This is a genomic window from Pseudocolwellia antarctica (assembly GCF_049933045.1).
Lineage (GTDB): Bacteria > Pseudomonadota > Gammaproteobacteria > Enterobacterales > Alteromonadaceae > Pseudocolwellia.
Genome location: NZ_CP187926.1, coordinates 3,248,979 through 3,263,523 on the forward strand (window position 1 = coordinate 3,248,979; position 14,545 = coordinate 3,263,523).

Annotated in this window: 12 protein-coding genes; 8 read left to right on the plus strand and 4 right to left on the minus strand. The window is 37.0% G+C overall.

Annotated elements, in window-relative coordinates; genetic code table 11:
• Positions 1–76 precede the first annotated feature (76 nt).
• The 4 genes from ACPUVN_RS14040 to ACPUVN_RS14055 form a co-directional block, all read right to left on the minus strand.
• On the minus strand, positions 77–3,514 hold the full coding sequence (locus tag ACPUVN_RS14040; RefSeq protein WP_426359707.1) for a hybrid sensor histidine kinase/response regulator: 3,438 nt from the start codon (positions 3,512–3,514) through the stop codon (positions 77–79).
• A gap of 101 nt (positions 3,515–3,615) precedes the next feature.
• Positions 3,616–4,053, minus strand: a complete 438-nt coding sequence (locus tag ACPUVN_RS14045; RefSeq protein WP_426359706.1) for a hypothetical protein — start codon at positions 4,051–4,053, stop codon at positions 3,616–3,618.
• Between the two features lie 100 nt (positions 4,054–4,153).
• Positions 4,154–5,893 carry a sodium:solute symporter family protein gene (locus tag ACPUVN_RS14050; protein WP_426359705.1) on the minus strand — a complete coding sequence of 580 codons (1,740 nt, stop codon included), beginning with the start codon at positions 5,891–5,893 and terminating at the stop codon, positions 4,154–4,156.
• A complete protein-coding gene (locus ACPUVN_RS14055; protein ID WP_426359704.1) occupies positions 5,893–6,144 on the minus strand; it encodes a DUF4212 domain-containing protein in 252 nt (83 codons plus the stop codon). Before ACPUVN_RS14055 ends, ACPUVN_RS14050 begins: the two co-directional genes overlap by 1 nt.
• Positions 6,145–6,540: 396 nt before the next feature.
• On the opposite strand from ACPUVN_RS14055, the gene ACPUVN_RS14060 reads away from it, so the two are divergent.
• From ACPUVN_RS14060 to ACPUVN_RS14095, 8 genes are all read left to right on the plus strand, one after another.
• Entirely contained in the window at positions 6,541–8,385 is a 1,845-nt protein-coding gene (locus tag ACPUVN_RS14060; protein ID WP_426359703.1) for a putative nucleotidyltransferase substrate binding domain-containing protein, read from the plus strand.
• 12 nt (positions 8,386–8,397) lie between these two features.
• Positions 8,398–9,087 carry an exonuclease domain-containing protein gene (locus ACPUVN_RS14065; RefSeq protein ID WP_426359702.1) on the plus strand — a complete coding sequence of 230 codons (690 nt, stop codon included), beginning with the start codon at positions 8,398–8,400 and terminating at the stop codon, positions 9,085–9,087.
• Positions 9,088–9,269: 182 nt separating this feature from the next.
• A complete protein-coding gene (locus ACPUVN_RS14070) occupies positions 9,270–9,833 on the plus strand; it encodes an AMP-binding enzyme (RefSeq protein ID WP_426359701.1) in 564 nt (187 codons plus the stop codon).
• 165 nt (positions 9,834–9,998) lie between these two features.
• Positions 9,999–11,063, plus strand: coding sequence for a DcaP family trimeric outer membrane transporter (locus ACPUVN_RS14075; RefSeq protein ID WP_426359700.1), 1,065 nt, complete (start codon positions 9,999–10,001; stop codon positions 11,061–11,063).
• Between the two features lie 340 nt (positions 11,064–11,403).
• A complete protein-coding gene (locus tag ACPUVN_RS14080) occupies positions 11,404–12,069 on the plus strand; it encodes a DUF2726 domain-containing protein (RefSeq protein ID WP_426359699.1) in 666 nt (221 codons plus the stop codon).
• Positions 12,070–12,339: 270 nt separating this feature from the next.
• Positions 12,340–13,065: a 5'-methylthioadenosine/S-adenosylhomocysteine nucleosidase gene (gene mtnN / locus ACPUVN_RS14085; RefSeq protein WP_426369279.1), complete on the plus strand. Its 726-nt coding sequence runs from the start codon at positions 12,340–12,342 to the stop codon at positions 13,063–13,065.
• Positions 13,066–13,191: 126 nt separating this feature from the next.
• The gene (locus ACPUVN_RS14090) at positions 13,192–14,055 is read left to right on the plus strand and encodes a cobalamin biosynthesis protein CobD/CbiB (protein WP_426369280.1); all 864 of its coding nucleotides are present in this window, start codon (positions 13,192–13,194) and stop codon (positions 14,053–14,055) included.
• A gap of 42 nt (positions 14,056–14,097) precedes the next feature.
• Positions 14,098–14,526: a rhodanese-like domain-containing protein gene (locus tag ACPUVN_RS14095; protein WP_426359696.1), complete on the plus strand. Its 429-nt coding sequence runs from the start codon at positions 14,098–14,100 to the stop codon at positions 14,524–14,526.
• Positions 14,527–14,545 lie beyond the last annotated feature (19 nt).

Genomic DNA, 14,545 nt, shown 5'->3' on the forward strand with positions numbered 1-14,545 from the left:
CTAAGCTATAGATAAGCGATGCACATTAATATAACGAGTTAAGCTAAAACAGTGAACTCGTTATTATAGAAAACCTTTAAGATAAGTAATTGTCTTGAAGGTTTTTTGCTAATTTAGCACTCATCATTGCTCGTAAGGCTGCTGGTTTCACTATCTTTCTCATAAAACCTACATCGGCTTGTTCGGCTTTAATATCAACTTCGCTCTCAGTAGCCGCAGTGATCAATATAGCAGGTAAATAGTATGGACAACGTTCACGTATTTGCGCAATAAGCGTTAAACCATCCTCATTATTATTTAACTGATAATCAGCCAATAAAATTCTAACGCTCTCGCCCTCTTCATCAAAAATTTGATTGGCTGAATCATAAGAATCTGCAGTTAGCACGTTACATTGCCAAGCTTCTAAAAGCGCCACCATACCTGCTAATACATCAGGATCGTTATCAATACATAACACAGTAACGTCTTTAAACCCTGTACTTATGATAGGTGCGTTTGCTTTTCGAATATTACCTGCAACGGCTTTTTCAACCAGTAAGGTAAATTTACAACCTTGATCCTCTTTCGATTTAAGCTCTAAGCTGTGACCCAACAGTTGAGCTAAACTTTGCGTAATGTTTAAACCAAGCCCTAAACCTTGAGTGGATTGACGGCTTGAAGTGTCTAATTGCGTGAACTGTTCAAATACCAATAATTGTTTATCTTCTGGAATACCTGGGCCGTTATCTAAAACTTGAATATTTACAGAGTCACCGACAACCCGAGCACCTAATAAAACCTTACCTGAACTGGCATAACGAAAAGCATTGCCTATAAGGTTTTGTAGTATTCTGCGGAGTAAGCGTTTGTCTGACTTTATCCATGCAGAGCTTCCGACAACACGAAAATCTACTTCAGCTTCAACAGCAGAAGCTGAAAACTCTTGAGCTAAGTTATCAAACAGTTCATTAACTTTAAAAATTTCTAACTGTGGTTTGATGTTGCCACTTTCAATGCGAGCGATTTCACTTAAATCAGATAACAAATCACTAGCCACTTTCAAAGAGCGATCAATATTATTGACTTGTCGTTCTTGCACCGGATTTAGATTTTTTTGATCCGCTAAAGCTGAAGTGAAAAGTCGAGCCGCTTCTAAAGGTTGCATCAAATCATGGCTACAGGCTTTCAAATATTGGCTCTTTTTAATATGAGCTTCTTCAGCTTTATATCGTGCACTCGCTAAGGCTTCATTAACTTGTTCAAGCTTCTGTGTACGCTCTTGTACTATGCTTTCTAAATCTAAGTTAGCGTCCTTTAATACTCGCTCAGCTTGTCGATAAGCCGTAACATCAGAGAACATCATAACAAAGCCGCCATCAGGTAAAGGGTTACCTTCAATACGGATAGATTTACCATTTTTGTACATGCGTTCTGTAGAGTGCGGGCTACCTTTACGTAAGTATTCAAGACGTTTATTAACGGCCTCGGTTACGCCATTTGAGCCAAATAAGCCTCGTTTACCATTATATCTAAGTAGATCTTCAATCGGACACCCGACATAAACTAGCTCTTTTGGATAATCAAAAAAGTCGATGTACTTTTTGTTCCACGCCACTATTTTTAAATCAGCATCAATCACCGAAAAACCTTGGCTGGCATTTTCTATCGCACTCTGTAATAAGTTACGACTGTATTTTTGGCGATGAGTTGAAGCTTCTTCAACCAAAACAGTAAGCTCATCTAGCGCTATGTCTCGACCTTCTAATGCTGAATACAATACTAATCGCGCAGAAGAAGCCCCCATAACACTCGCTAATGTATTTTCGGTATGTTCAAGTAGCATTTGATTGTAGGTGTTATTACCCACTTTCATTTCAAGGGTTTTACGTTGAAATTCATCAAAGCTCGTACCCGTTTTCTCTTCCCCTACAAAACGTGAAACAAGCAGTTCTAGCTCACGAAAATCAAGATGACGATACTTTTGTGAAGTCAGCACTTTAGGGGATTGCCATTCTAAAAATATTGACGCTTGCACACGCTCTTGCACACTCTGTCGACTGACCTGCGACAAGCTCCAAATAACAAACACATTTACCGTTAAGCTGACTAAGGTTGCCATGCTGCTAGCAGGAATAATTCCGTCAGAAAATGGTGGAATATATAAACCAAATTGCGGTAAAAAGTTAAACATTAGCCACAACATAAAGCCAACTAATATACCTGCATATACTCCAGTTAAAGTTGCTCTACGCCAATAAAAGGCGGCAACCAATGCAGGTGTTAGTTGTGCAAAAGCACCAAAAGCAATTTCACCTAATGATGATAAAGTATCTGATGGCAGCATTAGCGAAACACCAAAACCTAAAAAGATAACGCTGAATACTAAAAACTTACGAATATAAAGTAGGCGCTGTCTAAAGCTGTCGTAATCAACATTACTGGACTTTTTAGCACGATATAAATGAGGGAAAACAATTTCGTTACTGAGCATGGTACTTAACGCGATAGCAGAAATAATCACCATAGAGCTAGCAGATGATATGGCGCCAAGGAAAGTTAATAGCGTTAACCATGTTTGATCTTTTAAGCTTGGTAAAAATAATACATAAGCGTCTGAAGGAACACTATCGCCTAATAGTAGCTGCCCAGCTAAACCTAACGGCACAGCAAATAATGCAAATATAAATAAATATAAAGGGAATAAGCGACGACTGAGGTGTATGTTTTTTTCTTCTTTTAACTCAACCACCATCACTTGAAACTGACGAGGTAAAGATAAAAAAGCCGCCATAGTGATAACTAACATCGCCAGTACCGAAGCAATACTCGGCAAGCTAAATTGGTCTTCAAGGTTAATAGTTACACTTGTTTGTTCCCATAAATCTGCAGGTGAATCGAAAAGGAAAAAAGTAACAAACACACCAACCGCTAAAAATGCAAACAGCTTAACTAACGACTCAAATGCTATCGCCAGCATAATGCCGGGGTGACGCTCCGTTACATCAATGTTTCTAATACCAAAAACTATTGTAAACCCCGCTAGCACTAAGCTAATGGCTAATCCTAGCTGCCAATGGTTAAAGTCTTGCTCGGCTTGTAATTGTGTAAACGAATAAACAATCGCTTTAAGCTGTAAAGCGATATACGGCATGGTTCCCACTAAAGCCACTAAGGTGACTAAAACCGCGAGTTTATGCGACTTACCATAACGAGCTGCCAATAAATCAGCAATAGAGGTTAAGTTTAACTTTAAGCTAACTCGAATAATGCGTTGTATGAAAGGCCAAGCAAAAAAGAAGAGGAAAATAGGACCTAAATAAATAGGTAAATGAGAAAGAATATTATTAGCTGTTTGCCCTGTTGTTCCCAAAAAACTCCACGAAGTACAATAAACCCCAAGTGTTAAGGCGTAAATACTCGATTGGTAACGTTCTAGAAGTTTATTGCGATATTTGTCTCCAATAAAAGCAATTAAAAATAATAAGCAAATGTAAAAGAAGCTTAATGTTGTTAATTGCCAATTGGGAAACATAGGTATTCTCTTGTAATTAGATAACTAAATAATAGATGGTTACAGTGCTTCATCTTATTGTATTTTAATCATTATGAGTAAACTACTGTAAGTTTTATCTATTACATGGTGTTAGTTGTAAATTCACTGATATATTGACCACCTTTAATATTAGTAATTAAACGTAGCTTATATTTAGATCCTTTAGCTGATGCAAGTTCTCTTAAAGCCGTTGGGCTTTTCCAATAATAAGGACTCTCTTTCATGCCTAAAGGATGTGCAGTTACTTCTTCATCGTTACTCACTAAGAACAAGGTTGCGGTATCTAATGGGAAAGTAGAATTAACTGTTGTTATACCAGCCTCATCATAAATGTTCACTTCAAATTCGCCAGATTTCAAAATACAGCTTTTATTAATAACATCGCAATTACCCGCTGGCTCTAATTGAAAAACACGATTTTTTTCTGCTTGGTTTTCAACATATAAGTCAGAAGCAATATATCCACCTAGAATAAGAAAAGGGGCAACTAATAATGCAAGTTTAGTGTGTTTATTCATAAAATAATGATGCTCTTATCTGAAAGTTAAAAGGTTAAAAAATAAAAGGCTAGGCGATAAATCGTCTAGCCTCATTCTAGCTTCACATTACACTAAGTGACTAGTGATCGTGTGATGCTTCAATCTTACCATAAGGGCTACGGAAGTTATCAACCATTGCCTGAATATGAGCTGGAGCTGGACCTGTAAATCTTACCACGATAAACGCTACCGCAAAGTTTACAAGAGCACCGACTGCACCAAACGCATTCGGTGAAATACCGAAGAACCAATCTGGACCCATATCACCTAAGAATGATGTACCTGGAATAAACATGATGCCTTTATGTTGGAATACATACAACATAGTTACACCGATACCAGAACACATACCCCATACAGCAGCTGGACCACTCATTTTCTTAGCGAATATACCCATCATTAGTGCAGGAAATATTGACGAGGCAGCCAAGCCGAATGCTAAGGCGACCGTTCCAGCGGCGAAGCCAGGAGGATGCAGCCCGAGATAACCGGAGATCAGAATAGCAATTGTCATCACAATCCGCCCCGCTAGTAACTCGTTTTTATCGGACAAGTCTGGTGTTAACACCCCTTTCATTAAATCATGAGAGATAGAGGATGATATCGCCAACAATAAACCGGCGGCGGTTGATAACGCGGCAGCCAAACCACCAGCAGCTACTAATGCAATCACCCAGTTAGGTAAGTTAGCAATAGCTGGGTTAGCAAGTACCATAATGTCTTGGTCAACTTTAACCATTTCATTAGTTTCTTTATCAGCTACATAAGTAATTTTACCATCGCCATTCTTATCTTCAAACTTCAATAAGCCAGTTTTTTCCCAATCTTTAAACCATTGTGGACGTGCTTCGTATTCAAGATTTTGACCCGCAGCAGGTTCTATAGTATTCATTAGGTTTAAACGAGCCATTGCACCAACAGCTGGAGCAATTGTATAAAGTAATGCGATAAATACTAAAGCATAACCAGCAGATGAACGAGCAGCTTGTACAGATGGAACAGTGAAGAAACGCATGATTACATGAGGTAAACCAGCAGTACCAATCATTAACGACATAGTATATGCGAACATGTTTAACGTGCCGCCTAAGTTGTCAGTGGTATATTCTTTAAAGCCTAAATCAGTAACAACCAGATCAAGTTTATCAAGTAAGTAAACACCGCTACCATCAGCAAGTGTAGAACCTAAACCTAACTGTGGAATTGGGTTACCTGTTAATTGTAGAGAGATAAATACTGCAGGAATTGTATAAGCAAAGATTAGTACACAATATTGAGCAATCTGTGTGTAAGTAATACCTTTCATACCACCTAGTACAGCGTATACCCAAACAACGCCCATACCTATGCCTAAACCTAAACCGTAATCAACTTCTAAGAAGCGAGAGAAAGCAACACCTACACCTTTCATTTGACCGATGATGTAAGTTAACGAAGCGATAATTAAACAAATAACAGCAACAATACGTGCAGTTTTTGAATAGTAACGATCCGAAATAAATTCTGGAACTGTAAACTTACCGTGTTTACGCATGTAAGGAGCTAAAAGCATGGCGAGTAATACATAACCGCCCGTCCAACCCATTAAAAATACTGAACCACCGTAACCTAAGAAAGCAATTAAACCAGCCATTGAAATAAACGACGCTGCGCTCATCCAATCGGCACCAATTGCCATACCATTTTGTAACGGTGTTATATCTCCCCCTGCAACATAAAAGTCACTTGTAGAACCCGCACGAGCCCACCAAGCAATTGCAAAATATAAAGCAAATGAACCAAAAACTGCAATATACGTATATAGTTTTAACTCATCCATTATGACTCCTCCACATTATATTTTTTATCTAGTTTGTTCATTTTAGCTGAGTACCAAAAAACTAATGCAACAAATGTGTAAATTGAACCCTGTTGTGCAAACCAGAAACCTAGCTTGTATCCACCTAATCGAAATTCATTTAATGGCTCGACAAGTAATATGCCTAAACCAAATGAGACGACAAACCAAATGACAAGACTAATAAATATTAAGCGCAGATTTTCCTGCCAATATGTAGTTTCACCTTCCATCATTTTCTCCTAGCAATTGAGCGTTTCTTATTTTTATACGCCAAGTTAACAAATAGTTATGTTGAGAAAGGTTAAATATTCATGATTAATGTCTAATGAAAAAATCATTAAAGTCTCAGGGAATACTAAGCCTATCTATTTTATCTCCATACAACCTCAAGAGGCGAGTTTCGGATGAATCCTGCATCTTGAGGTGGCATGGGTATCAACACTAACAAGCTTTTTTGAATTGGAGTATTACACTTTAGTCTAAACCTCACGGTTTATTGTTGACGGGCTACCACCAATAGGACTAGTTTATTGGCAAGTACTGCGCTGCATGGCTAATAAATACGTTTGTTTGCTTAATAAAAAAGCACTTAGATCTAGGTGGAATTATTTAATGGAAAATAAGATATGAGCAACGAACTCGCTGACATAAGAGGATTTTTAAAGCTAATCCCACCTTTTGACTTACTCCCAGATTCGTTATTAGACACCGTAGTAAAAGAAATAAGCATTTGTTATTTACGTAAACAAGAAGATTTACCGCCTGATGAATTGTCAGCAGAAACTTTATTTGTTTTAAGAAAAGGCGCGTTAAGCTACTACTCATCTGAAAATGAACTGTTAGGTATGTTTAGCGAAAGTGATATTTGTACTCTGTATTGTCATGCACAAACAAACATCGAGATAAGATTATGCAGTAACGAAGATACCTTACTGTACGCGTTGCCCTATCCCGCACTACAAGAAATATTGCATGACTTCCCTGACGTTATCGCTTTCTTTGAACAAAGTGCTGAGCAACGTTTACATAAAAAAATGACTCGAGTAAATGAAGACGCCATTATTTCATCGTCATTAATGAATACACCTATTACGCATTTTTATCATACGCCTGTCGCTAGTATCGATCATAAAAGTACTATTCAAGAAGCCGCTATATCAATGACTGAACAAGGCTATTCTTGCTTAATTATTTTAGAAGAAGACAATTTTATCGGCATAGTTACCGACAAAGACATACGCCGTCGTTGTGTCGCAAAAGGCTTATCTCTTAGCCAGCCAATAAGCGATATCATCACAAAAAATCCAACGACACTTGATGTAAACAGTAATGCTTACGACGCTTTAATGTTGATGACGGGAAAACATATCCATCACCTACCTGTTACCAATCAAGGTAAATTAGAGGGCATGTTAACGGTTACCGACCTGATGAATTATGAAGGCCAACACGCCGTTAACTTAACCAGTATTATTCATAAAGCGACAACGGTAAGCGAGCTAGCAAAAATAAGTACCATGATACCTAAATTACAAATACGCATGGCTAAGCTAGGTACAACAGCAGATCATGTGGGAAAAAGTATCAGCGCAATTACGATGGCATTCACTATACGTTTAATTGAAATGGCTGAAAAATTATTAGGCCCTGCGCCTGTACCTTATGCTTGGTTAGCTGCAGGTTCACAAGCTCGGCAAGAACAACTTGCTCATTCAGACCAAGACAATGCCTTGATCATATCTGATGATATAAAGCCAGAGGATCAAGCTTGGTTTTTTGACCTCGCGACTTTTGTTTCTGATGGCTTAGCTGCTTGTGGGTTTATTTATTGCCCTGGCGATATTATGGCAACGAATCAAAAATGGCGACAACCGCAAAAAATATGGCACCGCTATTTCGACGAGTGGGTAAATACACCAAGCTCAGCCTCTTTATTAAACGCCAGCATATTTTTTGATTTAACTACGGTTTATGGAGACACATCATTACTTGAAAATGTTCGTTCTGGTATGTTAGAAAAAACCAAACGAAGCACTATGTTTATCGCGCATCTATCGAAAAACGCTTTAAGATTAAAACCGCCTTTAGGTTTTTTCCGAGACTTTGTACTTAAGCACGATGGTGAAAACAAATCAGTACTCGACTTAAAACATAACGGGATAGCACCGATTGTAGATCTAGCGAGAATTTATGCGTTAGCAGAAGGCATTAGTAGCACGAATACCATAACCCGTTTACGACAAGCGGCAGGTACAAGGTCATTAACTAAAGAGTCTGCAGCAAATTTAATTGCTGCTTATGAGTTTATTTCGATGCTCCGTATGCAAAATCAGTCAAATAGGATGCAAAACAATAAAAAGCCCAATAACTTGTTACCACCTAAAGCCTTATCAAAGCTAGAACGTGAACATTTGAAAGACGCCTTTAAAGTAATAAAAACCATGCAAGACGTTAGACAGTCTTCATACTAAAGGAATTGGTTAATGATTTTTAAAAACTTATTTGGTTATGAAGCGAAAAGAAAGCGTCTATTAAAACAAGTACCAGCAGGTGCTTTACATGATTTTTTATCTGTGCCTTTTCCTGATGAGAAGCAGTTTTTTGTTGATACACCCATTTTATCTGTCGATTTTGAAACAACAGGGTTAAACCCTAAAACAGACAAGTTACTCAGCATTGGTTTTGTCGATCTACAATCGAATAGGATCCCGTTAAAAAACAGCTACCACCAAATAGTACGTAGTAAAGGCTTATTAAAGTCAGACAATGTTACGATTCATCAAATTACTGACACTGAAAAAGATCAAGGAGAGCCACTTAGAGTAGTAATTGAAATTTTATTAAAAGCATTAACAGGTAAGGTGATGCTAGTGCACTTTGCTCGTATAGAGCGCGAATTTTTACAACAAGCATGTATTAAGCTTTATGGTGTTGCACCTGTATTTCCGATGATAGACACTTTAATGGTAGCGAAAAAGCGTTTAGATGCTCGTGACGTACCTTATGACCCTTCTTCACTACGTTTATCTGCATTACGCTCTCAATATCAACTACCCGAACATCATGCTCATAATGCTTTAAACGATGCCATAGCAACGGCAGAGTTGCTTATGGCGCAAGTTAATGCCAGACAAAAACCTAATGAAACGACACTCTCCGATATTTTATTATAAATATTTTTTCTCTCAAAAATCTCTAAACCACAGAACTCACCACCTCTTATTAGACTAAAGTCATAGATGTTTTGATGAAAATTTAGACTTAGGTCTAATGTTAACTTGCATGAGAAATGTTTAGTTTATTGTGTAATTTAAAAAAACATTAATTCACTACTTTTAGTCGAGAGAAGTCAGTCATGAATACAACGCGTAAGTCTGATATTTATCAAACCAACGATTGCCAAGCTAAAACTGGCTATTCAACTGACGAATCTAAAGACTTAACTTTGAATAACCCTCAGCCTTGGAAGAACTTTTTAAACAAGAACCATGGCGTAAGTATCTCTACAAATAATCAGGGCTTAGAAAATAAATGGGCAGAAATTGTAGCTGGTGACTATATTTGGGTTATTGAAGATCCAAGCCAAGCATTAAACATACAACGTCATCGTTTAGCTAGCTCAGTAATTGAAGGTGTTTTACAAAATCACCCACAAGTTCAAGAAGTGGCTGTTATTGGGCTTCCGCATGAGCAAAAAGGTAACGTGATTCATGCTTTCGTTATATTAAAGACAAATACTTTAGTTAATGAAAACATTAAACAAGCATTACAAGAAATGGTTAGCACAGAAATCGGAAGCATCGCTGTACCTGAATGTATTGAGTTTATGGAATGTTTACCAAAAACATCTTCAGGAAAAGTAATACGAAAAACATTAAAAGCTCAGAAGTTAGAACAAAAACTAGCGTTACTTAATTAACAAAAATACTAATAAAAATTAAACAAACTATTTTCAAGTACTATTGAATAAACTAGGCATAACTCGTGAGAGTTAAATCTCACATAAAATATAACACCATAATAATATTAAATAAATTAGCTACAAGGCAGTTTGTTTCGTCTAAGAAGCTATACAGGGGATAACATGAATACAACTAAAAAAGCACTATTAATGGGCGGACTATTTGCTATCACAAGTACAGCAAATGCAGGCTATGAAATTAAAACAGGCGAAGACAGTAAAATTATTTTTGGTGGTTATATTAAAGTAGATACTCGATATACAAACGGTAATATCGAAGCTAATGACTATTGGTATGGCGGTGGAAATGTACTTGCTGAAGATCAATCTAACTTTGGTATATCAGCAAACGAAACACGTATAAATACCAAATATATACATGGCGATGTTACCGGCTTCATTGAAATGGATTTTTATGGCGACGCTGTTTCTGGTGGCGGTAACGAAATTATTTCTAACTCTTCAAACCCACGTATACGTCATGCCTTTATTCAATACAAAAACATTTTAGTTGGTCAAACTTGGACTACCTTCCAAAATACCAGCGCATTAGCTGAAGCAGCTGATTTTGGTGGACCTTTAGTTGCATCGGCTTTCATACGCCAAGGTCAAATTCGTTATACCATGGGTGGTTTACAAGTTTCGATTGAAAACCCTGAATCATATGGTGGTAATAGAATAGCAACCAGTGATACAGCGGGTGATGGTGCTCCTGATTTTATCGCTAAATACACCTTCTCTGGTGACTGGGGTAATGTTTCAGTATCAGGTTTAGGCCGTAAATTAGAATCTACTTTGGGTAACACTCATTCAGCATTTGGTTATGGTGTTGCTGGTCGTATTAATACTTCAGGTAAAGATGATTTCCGCTTTCAAGTATATGGAGGCAATGTAGGTCGTTACATTGGCGTAGTAGCATCTACTGATATCGTTGGCGAAGAAGTAGAAGACACCACTTCAGTTATGGTAGCTTACCGTCATTTTTGGACAGAAGACATGCGTAGTTCGGTATTCTATGGTAATACAACAACTGATGAGACTGATCGTGATAGAACGCATTGGGGTATCAACTTATTTAAAAACTACACTAAAGAACTTTCTTTTGGTGTTGAAGTAGGTAATTTCGAAATGGCTGAATTTGATGCAGATTCTAACTACTTTCAAGTTTCTGCAAAATATACGCTTTAGTTAAACAGTTGTTGAGATTCCTAATCAACTTCTATTAGTCAACCTTTGCTATTAGGTTGCGTTTGAGGGAAGCTATGCTTCCCTCTTTTTTGATCTACTTATTGAAAAACATCAGCTTTAAATATAAATAAACAAACATCTCATCACTTAATACATACATACTATAAATCAAACAATTACCATCACCTCTAGTTAAAAATAAAATTCAATTTCCATACTCTTCCATACTTATAAAAAATAGATTCAGCCCTAAAAGAAATGATACAACTTTTTGGCATAAATACTGCTTTATTCAATACATAAATTAAACCGTCAAAATTTTGAATTAGTGGAGAAGCTTATGGAATTAATATTATTTGCCATGGTGAGTCTTGTTGTTATTGTCGCTTTATTGGCGAGCCGCTTAAATGATAATAGCTTTCCTTTTCCATTTGATCGTAAAAGTGCCATTTTTACGCCAGCAGAAAAGAATTTTCAAAACTTAGTTGAGCAGGCTATGGGATCTGAATACCGCGTCCTTAACCGAGTAAAGCTTTCTGATATTTTAACCATACGAAATGGCGTATCGAATAAAGCGAGCCAAGCAGCTGCTAATAATGCTGATAAGAAATACTTAGACTTCGTATTGTGTGATCGTAAAACCATGAAGCTTCTTGGTGCGATTGACTTAGTTGATACACAAGGTCGAGGCTATAAACTTAAAAAAGATTGGTTTGTAAGTGGCGCATTAGAAGCGGCATCAATCCCTCATTTAAGAATTAAAGTAAAAGCTAATTATACGGTTGAAGAAATACGTGCATGTATTAACACACGTTTAATTGGGCAAGCAAAACCAGAACCTAAAATGAAAGGCAGTGTTATTCCTGCTCCTATGATAAGAGTAAGATCTAAAAATACCTCGGGTGTACTTAGCCCTGCGGCCGCACGCTCTCAATTAGAAGAAATGAATCGCCCTAAAGCAGCACGTCAAATACCAGCACCACGCGTTGCAGCTCTTCCACATTAGTAAACTCACCAGTAAAATAATGATTCGCTTGTAAGTTTCAAAAATCTAACAGCCTGATAACCCAAGTTGTTAGATTTAATAACCTCTCTTATTACGTCACTCCTATATTTATTTCGTATTAACTACCTACTTATTTCTACTAATACATAAACATAACTACATACCTACTGACTAAACGTAATCTTTCTGTGAATAAAATACTCCTGCTTTTCCATAATATTACAGCTATAATTGCCTTATTATTTAGATATTAATCAACGGAAATACGTAATGAAAGCTGGAATTATTGGCGCAATGGAACCTGAAGTTGCCATTTTAAAAGAAAAATTAGAAAACTGTGTAACCACTGAATATGCCAGTTTTACATTTTATGAAGGTACTTTAGCAGGCAGTGATGTTGTTATTGTGCAATCAGGTATTGGTAAAGTTGCTGCAGCTTTAGCAACGGCTTTCTTAATTGATAAATTTAGCCCTGATTACATCGTAAATACTGGCTCTGCTGGTGGTTTTGAACAATCGTTGAAAGTCGGCGATATTGTGATCAGTAGTGAAGTAAGATATCACGATGTTGATGTAACAGCTTTCGGTTATGAAGTAGGACAATTACCTTCTAATCCTCCTGCTTATATTCCTCATAGTACATTGGTTGAAGCGGCTCAAGCTGGTATTGCTGAGCTAAGCTCAACGTCTGATACTCCTATTCAAACGTTATTAGGTTTAATTACCACTGGCGATACATTTATGACGGCTGATGCAGACATTGCTAAAGCGCGTAAAAATTTCCCTACAATGGCTGCTGTTGAAATGGAAGGTGCGGCTATTGCACATACTTGTCATCAGTTAAATGTTCCTTTTGTGATCATTCGTTCAATGTCTGATATTGCAGGTAAAGAGTCACCAACCTCATTCGAAGCATATTTAGAAACAGCTTCAGTTAACTCGTCTCAATTGGTAATGAATATGTTAAATGCCATGAAAGATAAAACCTTAGCGTAACTAGGCAGCAAACCAACAACTATGAATCACTTTTTACTAGAACATCCCTTCATATTATCTTTATTGATATTTACCGTCGTGGTGCTAGTAAAAGTGTTTCTCTCTATATTCTTTATTAAAGAACCTATGCACTGGTTTCGGTTTTTCTGCACTCAGCTTGCAAAAAAAGTGAACAATCAAAACAACAAACCAAGCCAACAGAAAATAGCAGGTGCCCTTTCAACACTTGTGACCTTATCGCCTTTACTTATAATTTTATGGTTGTTTGAAAGCTTTATTGAAGTTAATTGGCTATGGCACGGTTTTTTACTGTATTTCGCATTAGGATCCTTTGGCTTAACAAGAGCAACAATTAAAACAGCAAAAGCTTTACTTGCTAAAAACACCTCAGAAGCTAAGCAATTAATCGCTCCTTTAACTTTACGAAATACCGAAAAACTCTCGTCGTTAGGGCTAAGTAAAGCCTGTATTGAAATGCATTTACTGCAAACCATGCAACAATGCTTTAGTGTCGCCTTTTTCTATGTTTTATGGGGCCCCTATGCTGCTTTAACCTTTAGACTATTACTTGAAATGCATTACAGCTGGAATATTAAACTCCCACAATTTCGAGCCTTTGGTGCTTTAGTTAATAACTTAGTACAAATACTACAATGGCTACCCACTCGCTTATTTGTATTATTTATTATGCTTGGTACGATAGGACAAAATTCACGCTTATTTTGGCAACTAATTAAAAAGCATTTCTTTAGCCTTAACAATACTATTAGTGTTTATGCGCTTGCTTTAGCTATTGAGAAAAAACTCGGCGGTGTTGCCCTATATAACGATACAAAATTAAGACGTGCGAGTTTTAACGACAGTGCATTAGAGCCAGATGCGAGCAGTATTGTTCATGCTGTTAAGCGTGTTAATCAAGTATTGTACTTTTCATTTCTCTGTCTTGTTTTCAGCTCTGCCTTAACTCTAGTTCTTACCCTTAAAATATAAATTCAAACGATACAAACTAAATACAACCTTAAGGTGATTTACATGTTAATAAAAAAACTACTCGCTTTTGCTACTTTTATTTCAATTTCTGCTTTTTCAGTGAATGTATTTGCAGCTCAAACACCTACAATATCTCAAGATGAATTAATGAAGTTACTGTCTGTATCTGAAAAAGGTATTAACGCAACAGAAGAAGCTTCAAATTTTATTGTGTTGGATGTGAGAACGCCTGTAGAATTTAATCGAGGTCATATTAAAAATGCCATCAATATTAGTCATAATACCGTTGCCGATAACTTATCCCTTTTAACTCAGCATAAAGATAAAATGATAGTTGTACATTGTCGTTCAGGTCGAAGAGCAATTACTGCAGAAAGTGTATTGCAAGATAATGGTTTTTCAAATATCCGTCACCTTGAAGGCGATATGAATGCTTGGGTTAAAGCGAAGTTACCTCTAATAAAAGAATAGTTCTAATAACCTATATATT